The following is a 16,690-nucleotide window of genomic DNA, read 5'->3' as shown; positions in this document are numbered from 1 at the left end:
CGCGGCGACGCCGATTTGTGCCTGCCAGTCACAAATTTCCTAAATTTCAACAGGGTCTGGCATACTTGGTGTTCTGTTTCTAACCAACATCAATGCCGGCCCCACCGACATGCAGCGCATCCTTACCAACGGCGCCTTCGCTTTCTGCCTGCTCGGCCTCGCCGCCAGCCCGGTCATGGCCGCCGGCAAGCCCATCGTCCAGCTTTGTTTCGAACGCGAAGAAGTGCTGCCCTGGCGCACCCTGGACGGCGGCGGCCTGAATTTCGAATTGCTGAACGAAGTGGCGCGCCGCGCTGGCATCCAGTTCGGCTACCAGAGCATGCCCTGGAAGCGCTGCCTGGCCCAGCTCAAGGCCAACCAGGTCGACGGCGCCTTCGCGGCCAGCTTCTCGACCGAGCGGCTGGAGCTGGGCGCGTATCCGGGCGGCCTGAAGCCGGACCCGGAGCGCCGCCTGCATGTCGACCGCTACCTGCTGGTGCGGCGCAAGGGCAGCCGCGTCGACTGGAACGGCAAGGCCTTCCAGAACCTCGACGGGCGCGTCGGCTTCCAGCTCGGCTACTCGGTGGGCGACTTCCTGCGCCGCCAGGGCGTGCTGGTGGACGAGGGCAGCCAGCGCTCCGACGAACTGCTGCAGAAGCTGCTGTCCGGACGCGTGGAAGCGGCGGCCCTGGGCGGCGGCGACGCCACGCGCCTGGTGCGCGGCAGGATGGCCGAGCAGCTCGAGGTGCTGCCGGCGCCCCTGCTCGAAAAGCCCTATTACCTGTTGCTGTCCAACGATCTCGTCAAGCGCCAGCCGCAGCTCGCCGAACGCATCTGGAACACCGTCCTGGAAGTGCGCAACAGCCCGGCCTATCGCAAGCGCGAGCGCGAGCTGAGCGTGTTCCCGCAACCTGGAAGTGGAAGCGCGCATGCCGGAACCCAGCATTGAACGCCTGAAAAAGGGCCGGGGACTGGCCGCGCTGGCGCGCCGCGGACTCGAAAGCTGGCGCCAGAACGTCGTGTTCCGCCTCGGCGCCGGCATCGTGCTGGCGGTCGCGCTGTCGACCGGCGTCTATACCACCTATGTGATGCAGACCCTGCGCGAGGAGGCCAGCGCGCGCCTGCAGGAACGCGTCGAGCGCCAGGCCTCGGTGCTCTCGCACGCGCTGGCACGGCCGCTGTTCGACATCAACAGCGCCGCCGTGTCCTCGGTGGTCGATTCGCTCGGCGCCACGCCGGAAGTGCTGATGCTGCACGTGCTGGCGCCGAACGGCGCGGTGCTGGCCGCGCTCGGCGCCGACAGCGACGAGCCGAACGCGATCCGGGTCCAGCGCAAGATCAGCTTCCACGACGGGAGCCGCAACTTCCACGTCGGCACCATCGAGCTGGCCTTCTCGCGCCGCCAGATCGACGAAGACCTGCGCCGCCAGATGGTGCAGACGGTGATGGCGAACCTGATCCTGACCCTGGCCATCGTCGGTTGCGTGCTGCTGGTCGGCCGCCGCATGACCCAGCCCTTCGCCGACATCCAGGAAGCGCTCGAAAAGCTGGCGCGCGGCGAGACCGACATCTACCTGTCCGGCATCGGCCGGCGCGACCAGATCGGGCGCCTGTCCTCGGCGGTGCGCAGCTTCCGCGACACCCTGAACCGGCTGCGCAAGGCCGAGCAAGTGACGAATGGCCTGCTGCGCGAGAAGAGCGGCATCGAGCAGCAGCTGCGCGAACTGAACGAAGACCTCGAACAGAAGATCGCGGCGCGCACGCGCGAGCTGCTGGACTCGATCCGGGTCGCGCGCGACAGCCAGGAAAAACTGCAGGCGATCGTCGACACCGCCCTCGACGCCGTGGTGCGGATGGACCGCCAGGGCCGCATCGTCGGCTGGAACACCCAGGCCGAACGGATCTTCGGCTGGTCGCGCGACGAGGTGCTGGGCCTGGACCTCGACCAGTGCATCGTGCCGGAACGCCACCGCGCCGCCCACCGCAACGGCCTGGCCCGCTTCGAACGCAGCGGCGTCGGCGCGGTGCTGGACACCCGCATCGAAACCTATGCGCTGCGCCGCGACGGCACCGAATTCCCGATCGAGCTGGCGATCACGCGGGTCCAGCTGGCCGACAGCGAGGACTATGAATTCTGCTCCTTCCTGCGCGACATCTCGGAACGCCGCGAGCGCGAGCAGTCGCTGGTGGCGGCCAACGTGCGCGCCGAGGCGGCCAACGTCGCCAAGTCCGAATTCCTGGCCAACATGAGCCACGAGATCCGCACCCCGATGAGCGCCATCATCGGCATGGCCTACCTGGCGCTGCGCACCGAACTCTCGCCCAAGCAGCACGATTACGTCGGCAAGATCCACCGCGCCGCGCTGTCGCTGCTGGGGATCATCAACGACATCCTCGACTTTTCCAAGATCGAGGCCGGCAAGCTGGACGTCGAGCAGATCCCGTTCTGCCTCGACGACGTGCTGGCCAACGTCGCCAGCGTGACCAGCCAGAAGGCCGCCGACAAGCAGCTCGAATACCTGTTCCACGTGCCGCACTCGATTCCGCGCATGCTGGTCGGCGACCCGCTGCGCCTGGGCCAGGTGCTGATCAACCTGGTCAACAACGCGGTCAAGTTCACCCCGGCCGGCGAGCTCGAACTGTCCTGCATGCGCATCGAAGCCAGCGCCATGCTGCCGCACGCGGCCCGGCCGGATCGCGTCACGCTGCGCTTTGCGGTGCGCGACACCGGCATCGGCATGAACGAGCAGCAGCAGGGCAAGCTGTTCCGCGCCTTCCACCAGGCCAACGGCTCGACCACCCGCGAATACGGCGGCACCGGCCTCGGGCTGTCGATCTCCCAGCAGCTGGTCGGCCTGATGGGCGGCCAGATCGTGGTCAAGAGCAGCCCCGGCAAAGGTTCGGCCTTCCACTTCGACCTCGAATTCCCGCTGTCGGGCGAGCCCGAACGGGTGGCGGTGGCGCCGCCCGAGCTGGACGGCGCGCGCCTGCTGCTGGTGGACGACAGCGAAGTCGCGCGCGAGATCATGTGCGAGGCCCTGCAGGCGCTGCCGCTGCGGGTCGACACCGCCGCCAGCGGGCTCGAAGCCGAGGCCGCGCTGCTGGCGGCCGACGCCGGCGGCGACCCCTATCGCGTGGTGCTGACCGACTGGCAGATGCCGGGCATGGACGGCATCGCGCTGGCCCGCCGCATCGGCGGCAACCCGGCGCTGCGCCATCCGCCCTCGGTGGTGCTGGTGACCGCCTTCGGCCGCGAGGAGGTGCAGCAGGAGGCGGAAGCCGCCGGCATCCGCGGCTTCCTGTGCAAGCCGCTCGGGCAGTCGGCGCTGGTCGACACCCTGGTCACCCTGTTTGCGCCGCCCGGCAGCAGCAACGCGCGCGGCCGCAGCGAAGAGATGGGGAAGGTGGCGGCGCGCGTGCTGCTGGTCGAAGACAACCAGGTCAACCAGCAGATCGCACTGGAACTGCTGCAGGCCCGGAACATCGCGGTGGACGTCGCCGCCAACGGCCGCGAGGCGCTCGACCTGCTGCATGACCGCGGCCCGGACGCCTGGGACCTGGTGCTGATGGACCTCGAGATGCCGCAGCTGGACGGCCACGCCGCCACCGTCGAACTGCGCAAGGATGCGCGCTTCGACAAGCTGCCGATCATCGCCATGACCGCGCACGCGCTGGCCGAGATCCGCGAGCGCTGCCTGCGCGAAGGCATGCAGGACTATGTCAGCAAGCCGGTCGAGCCGGAGAAGCTGTACGCGACCCTGGCGCGCTGGATCGGCTCCCAGCTGCCGCCACCGCTGCCGCGCACGCTCGCGCCGGAAGTGTCTGATGGGCCTTCGCTGCCGGGTCTTTCGAGCCTGTCCGGCATCGACTCGGCCTTCGGCCTGCGCCACGTGGCCGGCAATGTCGCCCTGTACGTGCAGCTGCTGGACCGCTTCCGAGCCACCCAGCGCGACGCCGGCGGCCAGATCCGCGAGGACTACCAGGCGCGCCGGCTGGCCCAGGCGGCCGTGCGCGCGCATACGCTGCGCGGGGTGGCCGGGAATATCGGCGCCCGCGAGCTGCAGACCCTGGCGCAGGCGGTGGAAGAGGGCCTGGCGCTGGCCGAGCCGGACCGCGGCCGGCTGGCGGCCGGCGTGCGCGCGCTGGATGCGGCGGTCGACGCCACCATGCACTCGCTCGACCAGTACTTTGCCGGCCGCGCCGCGCAGGCGGCCATCCAGCCGGCGCCGGCCGTGCAGGAGGCCGTCACGCTCGCGCCGGCCGACGCGCTGCAGGCCATCGCCCAGCTCGGACAGCTGCTGGCCGAGTTCTCCGGCGACGCCACCGATTACTTCGAGACGGTGCGCGGCCAGCTCGCCGGCGTGCTCGAGACCCCGGTGCTGGCGCGCCTGGAGCAGCACCTGTCGCGTTACGAATTCGAAGAGGCACGCCAGCTGTTGCCGCAGGCAGCGGATGCGCGTCCCGATATAGCGGAAACCCCATGAACTTCATGAACAATCCTCTCAATCAGGCGCTGCGGCCGACCATCCTGATCGTCGACGACACGCCCGACAACATCATGCTGCTGTCGCGCCTCCTCAAGGACAGGTACAACACCAAGGTCGCCAACAACGGCAGCACGGCACTGCAGATCGCCGCCGCCACGCCCAGCCTGGACCTGATCCTGCTGGACGTGATGATGCCCGGCCTGGACGGCTACGAGACCTGCCGCCAGCTGAAGGCCAACCCTGTCACGGCCGAGATCCCGGTGATCTTCCTGACCGCCAAGAACCAGGTCGAGGACGAGGCCATGGGCCTGTCGCTGGGCGCGGTCGACTACATCGCCAAGCCGATCAGCCCGCCGATCCTGTTCGCCCGCGTGGCCACCCAGCTGAACCTGCGGGCCGCGCGCCGCGCGCTGCAGGACCACAACCAGAACCTGGAAAAGCTGGTGCAGGAGCGCACCGCCCAGCTCTACCTGATGCAGGAGGCGATCATCGTGGCGATGGCCTCGATGGCCGAGACCCGCGATCAGGAGACCGGCAACCATATCCGCCGCACCCAGAACTACGTGCGTGCGCTGGCGCGGCACCTGCAAAACCATCCGCGCCTGAGTGCAAAATACGGCGCCGAACTGACCGACGAGGCCATCGACGCCCTGTACCGCTCGGCGCCGCTGCACGACATCGGCAAGGTCGGCATTCCCGACCGCATCCTCCTCAAGCCGGGCAACCTGGACCGCGAGGAATTCGAGATCATGAAGATGCACGCGGTGTACGGGCGCGACACCATCATGCTGGTCGAGCGCCACATCGGCGGCAGCAACAGCTTCCTGATGTTCGCGCGCGAGATCGCCCATTCGCACCAGGAGAAGTGGGACGGCTCCGGCTACCCGCAGAACCTGCAGGGCGAGCAGATCCCGCTGTCGGCGCGCCTGATGGCGGTGGCCGACGTCTACGATGCCCTGATCAGCAAGCGCGTCTACAAGCCGGCCTTCACCCACGAGCAGGCGCTGGACGTGATGCGCAAGGGCCGCGGCAGCCATTTCGATCCGGACGTACTGGACGCCTTCTTCGAAATCGAGCCGGAATTCGCGCGCATCGCCATCGCCTTCGCCGACGAAGGCGATTGAGCCAGGCCAGTTCCAGGCGTGCCGTCCTTCCGGCCAGGCGTCAAATCATATATATTGTTTGGTTTGTTTGACGATGGAGTAAGGGATGGCGAGGGCAACAGCCAAAGCAGCGGGGGCTTCCATGCCGCCAGCCAGGATCGCCGTGAAGGCGGCTGTAAAGAGCGCCGCGAAGACGAGCAAGGCCGCGGCGGCGCCGGCGCGCAAGCCGGCCGCGGCGAAGGCCGCAGCGAAGCCGGCCACAGCGAAGCCAGCCGCAGTGAAAGCGGGCGCGGCGAAAGCGGCCGCGGTAAAATCCGCCGCGACCAGATCGGCCGCCGCGAAGCGCGCGGCCACGCCGGCCGCGAAGGCTGCCAAAGCCGCGGTCAAGGCGGCTTCCAGGCCGGCAGGCAAGTCCGTGGCAAAACCGCGCGCAAGCCGCGGCGCCGAACCGGCGCGTCCGGACACCGCGGCCCAGGCGCGGCCCACGCTGGTGCGCGACAGCTTCACCATGCCGGAGCGGGAATACGCGGTGCTGGGCGTGGTCAAGCAGGCCTGCCTGAAGGCCGGCTTCGAGGTCAAGAAAAGCGAACTGCTGCGCATCGGCGTGGCCCTGCTGGGCCAGCTCGACGTCGCCAGCCTGCGCGCAGTGCTCGGCAATCTTCCCCAGCTCAAGACCGGGCGGCCCCCGACCGAATAAGCATCCACGGGCCCTGCGGCGTCATGCTGCAAAGGCCTGGGCAGCCTCCTCAGTGCGTGGTCCGCCCCGCCGGCTGCTCCCGCGCCTCGGCCGTGAGTTCCTTCAGCTCGCGGATCGGGATATTCGACTTCTCGTGCATCCTCAGCAGGATGGTGGCGCCGACGTTCAGCTTGCGGTGCCGTATCTTGCTGATGATGGGCGGCTGCACTTCGAGGACGCGGCATAGTTCCGCGTCGTTCTTCAGCTGCATGCGGGTGATCAGGGTGTCGAGCAAGGGATTGGGGACGAAACTCGACGGCTCTGCCGCGCGGGCGCGGTGCATCGCCTCGAGCAGCTCCTGTTTTTTCTGTCGTACGCTCATGAACTTCCTCCGTTTGGGAACATTCAAGACAGACCGACTTGTTTTGGAGAGTTTGCCCGACCGTATCTTTTGCTGCTTTCTATACTGCGTATGCTGGGTGGGTTTGTTGGAATGCTACTACGACTTTGACAAGTATGACGCACTGTTCATGAATAAAAGCCCATAACATGCGTCTTTCTGCTTGGAACTTACGTTAATTGCAGTCCAGAACGCGTCAATACGAGGGTGCGGTCGGCCATCGCGGCGGCGGCAATCGAGTGGGTGACCATGATGGCGCCGGCGCCGCTCTGGCGGATCTCGGCGCGCAGCAGGTGCAGGATCCCGTCCGCCGTCTCCGGGTCCAGGTTCCCGGTCGGTTCATCGGCCAGCAGCAGGGCTGGGCGGTGCACCAGGGCGCGCGCGATCGCCACCCGCTGCAGCTCGCCGCCGGACAGCTGGCGCGGGAAATCGGCGCCGCGTCCTTTCAAGCCCACCGCATCGAGCATGGCGCGCGCACGCGACGTGTCCGCGCCGCCGTTCAGCAGCAGCGGCAGGGCCACGTTCTGTTCCAGCGTCAGGTGCGGCAGCACGTGGAAGGCCTGGAAGATGAAGCCCATGCGGCTGCGGCGCAGCTGCGTCGCCGCATCGTCGTCGAGGCTGGACATCGGTACGCCGTCGACCACCACCTGGCCGCTGTCGGGCGTGTCCAGGCCTGCGATCAGGTTCAGCAGGGTCGATTTGCCGACCCCGGATTCGCCCATCACGGCGACGAATTCGCCGGGTGCGAAACGGTGCGAAAGCCGGGCCAGCACGGTGCGGCCGCCGTAGGACTTGGAGAGGTCGACGAGTTCAAGCATAGTCCGCCACTTTAGCATGGCGACGGCATTATCCCGATTCGCGTATGATGGCAAGAACGTCAACATTCCGGGGCCTTCCGATGCTGAACCGTTCGACCGAAGCACCTTCTCTCGATGTCCCCTTCGATACCTCGGCCGAGGGCTTGCGCCTGCGCGCCGAACTCGAAGCCGGCCTGCGTGCCCCGCACGCCTGCATCTCGCCCAAGTTCCTGTACGACGCGCTCGGCTCGAAGCTGTTCGAGGCCATCTGCGAAGTCCCGGAGTACTACCCGACCCGCACCGAAGCGGCGATCTTCGAGCGCCACGGCGCCGAGATCGCGCGCGCGGTCGGCACCGGCTCGACCCTGATCGACCTCGGCGCCGGCAACTGCGCCAAGGCGGCGCGCCTGTTCCCGCTGTTGCATCCCGCGCAGTACGTCCCGGTCGACATCTCGGCCGACTTCCTGCAGGACGCCGTCGAGCGCCTGCAGCAGCGCTTCCGCCATATCGAGATGAACCCGCTCGGCATGGACTTCTCCGGCGGCGACTGGCGTTTGCCGGATGTGGTGCGCCAGGAGCACCGCCTGTTCTTCTATCCCGGTTCCTCGATCGGCAACTTCAGCCCGGAGGACGCGCTGGCCTTCCTGCGCCGCGTGCGCGCCCAGTGCGGCCCGGATGGCGGCATCCTGATCGGGATCGACCTGGCCAAGGAGCACGCGGTGCTGGACGCCGCCTACGACGATGCGCTGGGCGTGACCGCCGCCTTCAACCTGAACGTGCTGCGCCATGCCAACCTGCTGCTGGGCGCCGACTTCGACATCCGCGCCTGGCGCCATCACGGCTTCTACAACGAACGCGAAGGCCGCGTCGAGATGCACCTCGAAGCCAGGCGCAGCCAGCAGGTCACCTGGCGCGGCGGCAGCCGGCGTTTCGAAGCCGGGGAGCGCATCCACACCGAGAACAGCTACAAATACCGCCCGGCCGCCGCGGTCGGACTGCTGGAGCAGGCCGGCTTTGCCGCCGCCGGCGTCTGGACCGACGAACGCGGATGGTTCGCCGTGATCCACGCGCGCGCCATCCCGCCCGGCGCCTTGCACTGACAGCCGAGCCGAGGACGCCATGGGAGCGAACGAACACCGCCAGGCCCGCGAATTCGAACAGGTGCGCCAGCGCTCGCTGCACCTGGTCGAGCCTTTGTCCAGCGAAGACTGCTGCGCGCAGTCGATGCCCGACGCCAGCCCGATCAAATGGCACCTGGCCCACACCACCTGGTTCTTCGAGACCTTCATCCTCGAGCCGCGCGAGCGGGGCTACCAGGCCTTCCATCCGGCTTTCAAGGTGCTGTTCAACTCCTATTACAACGGCGTCGGCGCCAGGCATCCGCGGGCGCGGCGCGGCCTGCTGACGCGGCCCGCCTTCGACGAGGTGCTGGCCTGGCGCCGCAACGTCGACGCGCGCATGGTGCGCCTGCTGCAGGATGCGCCCGACGAGCGCGGGCTCGCGGCGCTGGTGGAGCTGGGCCTGCAGCACGAGCAGCAGCACCAGGAGCTGATGCTGACGGACCTGAAGCACCTGCTGGCGCAGAATCCGCTGTTTCCCGCGTATCTCGATTCCACGCTGCCGGAATCCTGCCCGGTGGGGCCGCTGACCTGGCTGGATTTCGAGGGCGGCCTGGCCGAGATCGGCCACCGCGGCGACGGATTCTGCTTCGACAACGAACTGCCGCGCCACCGCCAGTATGTCGCGCCCTTCCAGCTGGCCTCGCGCCTGGCCACCAATGGCGACTACCTCGAGTTCGTCGACGCCGGCGGCTACCGTGATCCGGCCCTGTGGCTGTCCGAGGGCTGGGACCGGGTCTGCAGCGGCGAGATCCAACAGCCGCTGTACTGGCGCAAGGAGGCGGGCGGCTGGATGGAGTTCACGCTGCACGGCTTGCAAGCGCTCGACCTCGCGCGTCCCGTGACCCACGTCTCGCTGTACGAAGCCGACGCCTACGCGCGCTGGCGCGGCGCGCGCCTGCCGACGGAAGCGGAGTGGGAATTCGCGGCGCGCGACATCGCGATTTCCTGCGGCGACCTGCATCCGCGCGCAGCCGGCAGCGATGGCCTGGCGCAGATGTTCGGCGAATGCTGGCAGTGGACCGGCAGCAGCTACGCGCCTTACCCGGGCTATGCGCCGGCCGCCGGCGCGCTGGGCGAATACAACGGCAAGTTCATGGTCAACCAGTACGTGCTGCGCGGCTCCTCCTGCGCCACCCCGCACGGCCATGCGCGCGCCAGCTACCGCAACTTCTTCCCGGCAGGCAGCCGCTGGCAGTTCACCGGCATCAGGCTGGCCCGATGAAGGGGATGAGCGGCCTGCGCCTGGCGGTCCTGAACCGGCGCGCGAATGCCTACATCGTCGGCCACCCGCTCGCCTTCACGCTGGGCGTCCTGAAAAGCTTCCGCGCCAACCAGGGCCTGCTGCTGGCTGGCGCGGTCGCCTATTACGCGCTGCTGTCCATCGTGCCCTTCCTGATGCTGGTGGTGGTGGTGCTCTCGCATTTCCTGAACGAGGCCGAACTGCTGCTGACGATGCGGCGCTACCTCGAGCTGCTGCTGCCCGGCCAGTCCGCCGCCATCGTCGCCGAGGTCGCGCACTTCCTCGACGAGCGCGACCTGATCACCTGGGTGCTGGCCGCCACCATGGTCTTCTTCAGCTCCTTCGCCTTCACGGTGCTGGAAAACGCGATGAGCGTGATCTTCGTGCACCGCGTGGCCGTGCGGCGTCGCCATTTTTTGGTTTCGGCGCTGCTCCCTTACTGCTACATCCTGGCGCTGGGCTTCGGCATCATGATCGTGACCCTGGTGGCCGGCACCCTGCAGGTGATCGGCACCGAGACCGTCGACCTGTTCGGCTACAGCTGGTCGCTGCACGGCGTGTCCGGCGCCTTGCTGTATTTGTTGGGCCTGGCCGGCGAGATCCTGGTGCTGACCTCCATCTACATGGTGATGCCGGTGGGACGGCTGTCGCTGTCGCACGCGCTGGTCGGCGGGGTCACCGCGGCGCTGCTGTGGGAAGTCGCGCGCCATGTGCTGGTCTGGTATTTCTCGACCCTGTCGAAGGTGAACGTGGTGTACGGCTCGATGAGCACCGCCATCGTCGTGATGTTCTCGCTCGAGATCGGGGCGGCGCTGCTGCTGTTCGGGGCGCAGGTGATCGCCGAGTACGAGCGGGTCGGGCAGGGCGGGACCTCGGGGCCGGGGAAGAAGCTGGAGACGCGGCCACCGGAGAAGACCTAAGTACTTACCCATAAATAAATGTGTTTTTGGCTTCCATAACCGGCGCGTTGCTGCGTTGGCTCCTGCTTGCAGTGCTCGCACTGCGGCGCACTCGCCGCCTTGCACCGCATCCGGTTCTGTTCGCCAAAACTCACATTTATTTCTGGCCAAGTACTTAGCGCGTTTTCAGAAGCACGATCTTGACCGGCACGCGCGATGGATCGAGTTTTTGCCTGCTCATCAGCTTGAGGATCACCCGGCAGTACTCGCTATCGAGGACGAGACGTCCCCATTCGTCGAAGTTCACTTTCCAGGCAAGCTTCGAACCCGGCTGGCCGAGGGCGAGACCGCTGCTTTGCAGTTGACCACCGCTGAAGGAGAAAGGCACCGCCTCTTCGCGCTCCAGCATCCTGCTGGCGATCGTCACGTTGACGCCATCGATCGTCCACACATCGTTGGTGAATCCATAGGGCGGCATTTGCCCCGACGGGACGTTTTCGTAGGCGACGACTTCCCAGCTGCCTTTTACCCGCTCCGCCAGGGGTAGCCTGGAATAATCCGCGGTGTCGTAGGGAAGCTCGCTGCCATGGTCCGCTTTCGTGACGATGAGCTGCAGGCTTTTCGGTTCCAGCTTTGCCGTGAATTCCGGGATCCTCTTGAACGTGCGCGGGCTTTCATACTGCGGCATGAGAACCATGGTTCGATCGTCCGGGAAGCTCACTTTTGCCGGGCGGCCGGGTCGATTCGACTCGATAATGAAAAGCTGCTTGCCGTCGAAGCTGTATTCCGCATGGCCGGCCTTCTGCAGCGAGGTCTCGTCCGGGGCCAGGGTGAGCAGCTTGCCGTCGGCGGTCAAGGAGAATTTTGTGTTCGCCACGCCGCGCGGGTTCGTGTTTTCGACGGCTTGCGGCGCCACGTGGCTCAGCTCCCAGTTGCCGACGATGGTCGGTTCGGCACGCGCGGGCAGCGACAGCAGAAAGCATGCGGCGAGGCGTATTTTCTGGATCATGGTTGGCCGTGTACGGATTTCGTGAAAGAGCGGACAGCATACCTGCAAGCGCTGGACGCGAGATACGCACATTCTCACCCACTGACGCAGAGCGTGGTGCCGAAGCGGTAGACTGGCGGAGTTGCCGTGCCTCCGAACCCGACCCGCCGTCCCTATATCGATGCTCAATCTGCTCAACGCCATTCCGCGCGAACTGATCCTCCCGCCCGCAAACCTGTTCCTGCTGATCCTGATCGGCCTGCTGATCCGGCGTCGCCGGCCGCGCGCCGGCCGCATCGTCGCCGGCGCCGGGCTGGCGTTGCTGGCCGTCCTGTCCACCACCGCCGGCGCCTCGCTGTTCGTCAGGCCGCTGGAGCGCATGACGGCGCCGCTGCGATCGCCCGAGCGCGCCGGTGCGCAGGCGATCGTCGTGCTGGCGGCCGGGCGCCTGCAGGAGGCGCCGGAATACGGCGGCCGCGACATCCCCGATTACCTGGCGCTGGCGCGCCTGCGCTATGCGGCGCATTTGCAGCGGCTTACCTCACTGCCCGTGCTGGTCAGCGGCGGCGTTGGCGCGCGGACGACCGATATGGACACCGATGCCCTGGCGGACGCCATGGCCACCGCGCTGCGCGAGGACTTCGGCGTGCCGGTCAAGTGGATCGAAGCGCGCTCGCGCGACACGGCGGAAAATGCGGCCTACAGCGCCGCCGTGCTGCGCAAAAACGGCGTCAAGCGCGTCCTGCTGGTGACCGATGCGATGCACATGCCGCGCGCGCGCATGGCCTTCGAACATGAAGGGCTGGAGGTGGTGAGTGCGCCGACCATGTTCTTCGGCTGCCAGGCGCGCTCGGCGTCGTCGCTGGTGCCCAGTGCCGAAGGCATGCGGCGGTCCTGGTATGCGCTGTATGAGCTGCTGGGTTTTGCGTGGTATCGCCTGCGCCTCGGCTAAACTCGATCCATGGCAAACATCCTCCTCGGCTGGGAACTCGGCCGCGCCCTCGGCCACGCCGGCCGCCTGAAATCCCTCGCGCTGCCGCTGCTCGCGCGCGGGCATGACGTCTCGTTCGCGCTGCGCGACCTGGTCCACACCCAGCGGCAGCTGGCCGGCATCGACGCCCCCAAATTCCAGGCGCCGTTCTGGCAGCACCGCGTCAATGGCTTGCCAAAGGGAGAGGCCAGCCTGGCCGACATCCTGCTGGCCTGCGGCTGGATCGATGCCGGCGCGGTCAACGGCCTGGTGGATGGCTGGCGCGCGCTGCTGCAGGTGACGCAGGCCGAGCTGGTCGTCTGCGACTATGCACCGACCGCGGTACTGGCCGCGCGCAGCCTCGGCATCCCCAGCGCCGCGGTCGGCGCCGGCTTCACCATGCCGCCAGCTTTGACAGCCCTGCCGCCGCTGCGCGACTGGGAGCCTGCGCAGGGCGAGCGCATGGCGGCCGGTGAAGCGCGCGTGCTGGACTCCGCGAACGCGGTGCTGGCCCGCTACGCCGCGCCGCCGCTGGCGCGGGCATCCGGCCTGCTGCTGGGCGATGCGCCGCTGCTATGCACTTTCCCCGAACTCGATCCCTGGCGCCGTCCGCCCGATAGCGTGCGCTGGTACGGACCCAATGTGCCGCCCTCCGCCGGCGCCGCCGATCCGCAATGGCCGGCGGGCGCGGGTGCAAGGGTGTTCGCTTACCTGAATGCGCCGCACGCCGAGCATGCGGCGATGCTCCAGGCGCTGGGAGCGGCCGGCTGCCGTACGCTGTGCTATGCGCCGGAAGTGGCGGCCGGCGCCAGGCCGCCTGTGGTTGGGTTGAACATCGCGTGGGCGCGCGCGCCGGTGGACCTGGCGCAGGCCCTGCCCGCATGCGAGTTCGTGGTTTGCCATGCCGGCGAATCGACGGTGTCGCAGGCGCTGCTGGCCGGCAGGCCGCTGCTGCTGATGCCGCAGGCGGCCGAATCCTTCCTGACGGCGCGCCGCGTGCGCGAGATGGGCGCGGGGATCAATATCGGCGAACTGGCGTGGCCGCTGGATTGGGCGGCCATCGTGCGCAGCCTGCTGGATGGAGGCGCGTATCGGCAAGCGGCGCAGGCTTTCGCCAAACGCCATGCCGGCTTCGATGCGCGGCGCCAGGCCGAGACGCTGGCGGATGCTCTTGAAGTGCTGGCTTTGAAGAGCGCCTGAATACTCAGACGCCGCCCGGCAGGGCCAGCGGCACGGCGCGCGCCCAGCGGTTCGAGGACAGCGAAAAGCGCAGCGCCCGCACCTGGTGATACCAGCCGGCCGGCACGTAGAGCATGTCGCCGGGCTGCACCACGACCTCGGCCACGGCCGCCTGGCGCGCCAGCGGAAAGGCGTCGAAGTCGGGCGCTTCCGGGTCGAAGGGCGATCCGAACAGCACCGGGTTGGCTTCGCGGGCGTACAGGAATTCGTCGTGGTGCGGCGGCGCCAGGAAGATGCGCTTGCTGCCCCAGATCTGGGCGAAGATATTGTCGTCGTAGTCGCAATGCAGCGGCGTCACCGTGCGCGCGGGACCGAGCCAGAAGCGCGGCGGTCCCATCTTCTCGAAGTAGCCGGGCCAGTGGCACATGCCGTTCAGTTCGCGCAGTTCGAGGTTGCCGACGTAGGGCGGCAGGTCGCTGGCGGGTGCAGCACTGATATCGAGATAATCGCGCAGCGACATGTCCTTCATCGCGCGGTCCGGCGCGAAGGCGGTCGCCACGTAGTCGCCGACCCGCGCACGCACGGGCACATCGCCGAAGCGTTCGCGCAGCGTTTGCGGGGTGAGCGCGCACAGCGGCCAGCGCTTGACCACGCCGGACATCAGGAAGGGCAGGCCCTGCGCGGCGCGGGCGCGGAAGGCCGCGGCATCGAGCCGGCCGGTTTTGGGTACGGCGGTGATGACGGGCAGCGCGCGCGAAGCCGAACGAATCGCCTCGCGCATCGCCTGGATCGAGGACACGCCGCGCACCTGCGCGGCCTTCTGCTCGCGCACCGCCGCCGGCTGCAGATCCAGGCGCGGCGGCAGGCGCTTGGCAGTCGCTTCGGAACCCATCAAGCCGCGCGGGCCACCGGCTGCTGGTCCACCTGCGCGGCCATGGCGATCTGCCGGTTCACGGCCGACAGCACGGCCTTGAAGGACGCGGTCAGGATATTGCTGTCGATGGCGGCGCCGAACAGGGTCGGGCCGTTCCCGAGGCGCAGCTCGACGTAGCAGGCGGCCCTGGCGTCGGCGCCCGAGCCGATCGCGTGCTCGTGGTAGTCCATCAGGCGGATGTCGAGGCCGAGCGCCGCCACGAAGGCGTCGATCGGGCCGTTGCCCTGGCCGTGGAAGCTGCTGGTCACGCGCTCGTGCTCGACCGAGACGTCGATGTCGACGCGGTGTTCGCCTTCGCTGTCCTCGGCCATGCGGTGCGAGACGTAGCGGTAGGACGGGTTCTCCTGCTCGAAGTATTCGCGGGCGAACAGGGCGTGGATGTCGCTGGCGGCGACTTCGCGGCCGCTGGCGTCGGCATGGCGCTGGACCACGCGCGAAAACTCGATTTGCAGGCGCCGCGGCAGTTCGAGGCCGTATTCCTGCTCGAGCAGGTAGGCCATGCCGCCCTTGCCGGACTGGCTGTTGACGCGGATGACGGCGTCGTAGCTGCGGCCGAGATCCGCCGGGTCGATCGGCAGATAGGGCACTTCCCACAGCGCGTCGCTCTTCTGCACCGCGAAGCCCTTCTTGATCGCGTCCTGGTGCGAGCCGGAGAAGGCGGTGAACACGAGGTCGCCCACATACGGATGGCGCGGATGGACCGGGATCTGGTTGCATTCCTCGACCAGCTGGCGCACCGCGTCGATGTCCGAGAAGTCCAGGCCCGGGTGCACGCCCTGGGTGTAGAGGTTCAGCGCGAGCGTCACCAGGTCGACGTTGCCGGTGCGTTCGCCGTTGCCGAACAGGCAGCCTTCGACGCGGTCGGCGCCGGCCATCACGGCCAGCTCGGCGGCGGCGACGGCGGTGCCGCGGTCATTGTGCGGGTGGACGCTGATGACCAGGCTGTCGCGGCGCTCGAGGTGGCGCGACATCCATTCGATCTGGTCGGCGTAGACGTTCGGGGTGCTGGCCTCGACGGTCGAGGGCAGGTTGACGATCAGCTTGTTCTGCGGGGTCGGCTGCCAGACTTCGCTGACGGCGTCGACGATGCGCTTGCTGAAATCCAGTTCGGTGGTCGAGAAGGATTCCGGCGAATACTCGAGGCCCCAGCGGGTTTCGGGATGCTGCGCGACCAGTTCCTTGACCAGGCGGGTGCCGTTTACGGCGATCTGCACGATCTCGTCCTGGCCCATGCCGAACACCACGCGGCGGAACACCGGCGCCACCGAGTTGTAGATGTGGACGATGGCCTGCTTCGCGCCGATGCAGGACTCGACGGTGCGGCGGATCAGCTCATCGCGCGCCTGGGTCAGCACGATGATGCTGACGTCGTCCGGGATGCGATTCTCCTGCACCAGCATCCGCACGAAGTCGAAGTCGGTCTGCGAGGCGGACGGGAAGCCGACCTCGATCTCCTTCACGCCGATCTGCACCAGCTTCTCGAAGAAGCGCAGCTTCTTCTCGGGGCTCATCGGCTCGATCAGGGCCTGGTTACCGTCGCGCAGGTCGGTGCTCATCCAGACCGGCGGCTGGGTGATGCTGCGGCTCGGCCATTGGCGGTCGGTCAGCGGGACGGCGGGGAAGGGACGGTACTTGGCGGCGGGATTGGTCAACATGGCGGAACTCCTGAGAATGTATTCGGTAAGCGCGGTGTGGCGTGGGCTGCCGGACGGGCCACGAGACGCTAGGCCCGGCAACCGATCGGTAGCGATAGCAGCAGCGCGCGCTCGCCGGCGGCCGACAGGAGGATTCCGGCGATGATGATGAAACTGAGGCTGGTGAAGGCGGTGGCAAACATCTGTTCAACTTTCCTGGGGCTGCGGGTTCCGGCGGGCGCCGGGCGGGTACGTAGCGTGAAATTACGCGCGTAGTAGCAGG

Annotated in this window: 15 protein-coding genes; 9 read left to right on the top strand and 6 right to left on the bottom strand. The window is 67.8% G+C overall.

Annotation, left to right across the window (positions count from 1 at the left end):
- The first annotated feature begins 109 nt into the window (after positions 1–109).
- Genes ACFPO9_RS04255 through ACFPO9_RS04245 form a run of 3 tightly spaced genes read left to right on the top strand, consistent with a single transcriptional unit; the run spans position 110 to position 5,590 of the window.
- Complete coding sequence (locus tag ACFPO9_RS04255; RefSeq protein WP_379767508.1) at positions 110–928, top strand: substrate-binding periplasmic protein; 819 nt, start codon at positions 110–112, stop codon at positions 926–928.
- A complete protein-coding gene (locus ACFPO9_RS04250; RefSeq protein WP_379767505.1) occupies positions 909–4,463 on the top strand; it encodes a hybrid sensor histidine kinase/response regulator in 3,555 nt (1,184 codons plus the stop codon). Before ACFPO9_RS04255 ends, ACFPO9_RS04250 begins: the two co-directional genes overlap by 20 nt.
- A gap of 5 nt (positions 4,464–4,468) precedes the next feature.
- Positions 4,469–5,590, top strand: coding sequence for a response regulator (locus tag ACFPO9_RS04245; protein WP_379767620.1), 1,122 nt, complete (start codon positions 4,469–4,471; stop codon positions 5,588–5,590).
- A 45-nt stretch (positions 5,591–5,635) separates the two neighbouring features.
- On the opposite strand, the gene ACFPO9_RS04240 is transcribed toward ACFPO9_RS04245, so the two are convergent.
- Complete coding sequence (locus ACFPO9_RS04240; RefSeq protein ID WP_379767502.1) at positions 5,636–5,956, bottom strand: hypothetical protein; 321 nt, start codon at positions 5,954–5,956, stop codon at positions 5,636–5,638.
- A gap of 28 nt (positions 5,957–5,984) precedes the next feature.
- Between ACFPO9_RS04240 and ACFPO9_RS04235 the strand changes: the two genes are divergently transcribed.
- Positions 5,985–6,266, top strand: a complete 282-nt coding sequence (locus ACFPO9_RS04235; RefSeq protein WP_379767499.1) for a hypothetical protein — start codon at positions 5,985–5,987, stop codon at positions 6,264–6,266.
- A gap of 49 nt (positions 6,267–6,315) precedes the next feature.
- On the opposite strand, the gene ACFPO9_RS04230 is transcribed toward ACFPO9_RS04235, so the two are convergent.
- Positions 6,316–6,627: a hypothetical protein gene (locus tag ACFPO9_RS04230; RefSeq protein WP_379767497.1), complete on the bottom strand. Its 312-nt coding sequence runs from the start codon at positions 6,625–6,627 to the stop codon at positions 6,316–6,318.
- Between the two features lie 188 nt (positions 6,628–6,815).
- Positions 6,816–7,463 (bottom strand): ABC transporter ATP-binding protein, encoded by a 648-nt coding sequence (locus tag ACFPO9_RS04225; protein WP_379767494.1) that lies wholly within the window; start codon positions 7,461–7,463, stop codon positions 6,816–6,818.
- 80 nt (positions 7,464–7,543) lie between these two features.
- Here ACFPO9_RS04225 and egtD point away from each other — a divergent pair, with 80 nt between their 5' ends.
- From egtD to ACFPO9_RS04210, 3 genes are read left to right on the top strand one after another with little or no spacing between them, the layout of a single operon-like run.
- A complete protein-coding gene (gene egtD, locus ACFPO9_RS04220) occupies positions 7,544–8,542 on the top strand; it encodes an L-histidine N(alpha)-methyltransferase (protein WP_379767491.1) in 999 nt (332 codons plus the stop codon).
- A 19-nt stretch (positions 8,543–8,561) separates the two neighbouring features.
- Positions 8,562–9,785 carry an ergothioneine biosynthesis protein EgtB gene (egtB, locus tag ACFPO9_RS04215; protein ID WP_379767488.1) on the top strand — a complete coding sequence of 408 codons (1,224 nt, stop codon included), beginning with the start codon at positions 8,562–8,564 and terminating at the stop codon, positions 9,783–9,785.
- Complete coding sequence (locus tag ACFPO9_RS04210) at positions 9,782–10,723, top strand: YihY/virulence factor BrkB family protein (RefSeq protein WP_379767485.1); 942 nt, start codon at positions 9,782–9,784, stop codon at positions 10,721–10,723. The genes egtB and ACFPO9_RS04210 overlap by 4 nt, the downstream gene beginning before the upstream one ends.
- A 154-nt stretch (positions 10,724–10,877) precedes the next feature.
- Here the strand turns inward: ACFPO9_RS04210 and ACFPO9_RS04205 are convergent, their stop codons facing one another.
- Positions 10,878–11,783 (bottom strand): hypothetical protein, encoded by a 906-nt coding sequence (locus ACFPO9_RS04205; protein WP_379767482.1) that lies wholly within the window; start codon positions 11,781–11,783, stop codon positions 10,878–10,880.
- Between the two features lie 88 nt (positions 11,784–11,871).
- Between ACFPO9_RS04205 and ACFPO9_RS04200 the strand changes: the two genes are divergently transcribed.
- Both ACFPO9_RS04200 and ACFPO9_RS04195 read left to right on the top strand, forming a co-directional pair.
- Entirely contained in the window at positions 11,872–12,642 is a 771-nt protein-coding gene (locus ACFPO9_RS04200) for a YdcF family protein (RefSeq protein ID WP_379767479.1), read from the top strand.
- A 9-nt stretch (positions 12,643–12,651) separates the two neighbouring features.
- A complete protein-coding gene (locus ACFPO9_RS04195) occupies positions 12,652–13,860 on the top strand; it encodes a glycosyltransferase (RefSeq protein ID WP_379767476.1) in 1,209 nt (402 codons plus the stop codon).
- Positions 13,861–13,864: 4 nt separating this feature from the next.
- Here the strand turns inward: ACFPO9_RS04195 and ACFPO9_RS04190 are convergent, their stop codons facing one another.
- Entirely contained in the window at positions 13,865–14,731 is an 867-nt protein-coding gene (locus ACFPO9_RS04190) for a cupin-like domain-containing protein (protein WP_379767474.1), read from the bottom strand.
- The gene (leuA, locus tag ACFPO9_RS04185; RefSeq protein ID WP_379767471.1) at positions 14,731–16,428 is read right to left on the bottom strand and encodes a 2-isopropylmalate synthase; all 1,698 of its coding nucleotides are present in this window, start codon (positions 16,426–16,428) and stop codon (positions 14,731–14,733) included. Before leuA ends, ACFPO9_RS04190 begins: the two co-directional genes overlap by 1 nt.
- Positions 16,429–16,690 lie beyond the last annotated feature (262 nt).

Source organism: Massilia aerilata, assembly GCF_042656905.1.
Lineage (GTDB): Bacteria > Pseudomonadota > Gammaproteobacteria > Burkholderiales > Burkholderiaceae_D > Telluria > Telluria aerilata.
The sequence above is the reverse complement of the archived record's forward strand: the minus strand, read 5'-3'. Positions and strand labels throughout refer to the sequence as shown.

Coding starts and splice junctions, on each gene's coding strand:
- ACFPO9_RS04195 (WP_379767476.1), top strand. CDS start 12,652: ATGGCAAACATCCTCCTCGGCTGGGAACTCGGCCGCGCCCTCGGCCAC.
- ACFPO9_RS04210 (WP_379767485.1), top strand. CDS start 9,782: ATGAAGGGGATGAGCGGCCTGCGCCTGGCGGTCCTGAACCGGCGCGCG.
- ACFPO9_RS04230 (WP_379767497.1), bottom strand. CDS start 6,627: ATGAGCGTACGACAGAAAAAACAGGAGCTGCTCGAGGCGATGCACCGC.
- ACFPO9_RS04255 (WP_379767508.1), top strand. CDS start 110: ATGCAGCGCATCCTTACCAACGGCGCCTTCGCTTTCTGCCTGCTCGGC.
- ACFPO9_RS04190 (WP_379767474.1), bottom strand. CDS start 14,731: ATGGGTTCCGAAGCGACTGCCAAGCGCCTGCCGCCGCGCCTGGATCTG.
- ACFPO9_RS04225 (WP_379767494.1), bottom strand. CDS start 7,463: ATGCTTGAACTCGTCGACCTCTCCAAGTCCTACGGCGGCCGCACCGTG.
- egtB (WP_379767488.1), top strand. CDS start 8,562: ATGGGAGCGAACGAACACCGCCAGGCCCGCGAATTCGAACAGGTGCGC.
- ACFPO9_RS04205 (WP_379767482.1), bottom strand. CDS start 11,783: ATGTGCGTATCTCGCGTCCAGCGCTTGCAGGTATGCTGTCCGCTCTTT.
- egtD (WP_379767491.1), top strand. CDS start 7,544: ATGCTGAACCGTTCGACCGAAGCACCTTCTCTCGATGTCCCCTTCGAT.
- ACFPO9_RS04250 (WP_379767505.1), top strand. CDS start 909: ATGCCGGAACCCAGCATTGAACGCCTGAAAAAGGGCCGGGGACTGGCC.
- ACFPO9_RS04245 (WP_379767620.1), top strand. CDS start 4,469: ATGAACAATCCTCTCAATCAGGCGCTGCGGCCGACCATCCTGATCGTC.
- leuA (WP_379767471.1), bottom strand. CDS start 16,428: ATGTTGACCAATCCCGCCGCCAAGTACCGTCCCTTCCCCGCCGTCCCG.
- ACFPO9_RS04200 (WP_379767479.1), top strand. CDS start 11,872: ATGCTCAATCTGCTCAACGCCATTCCGCGCGAACTGATCCTCCCGCCC.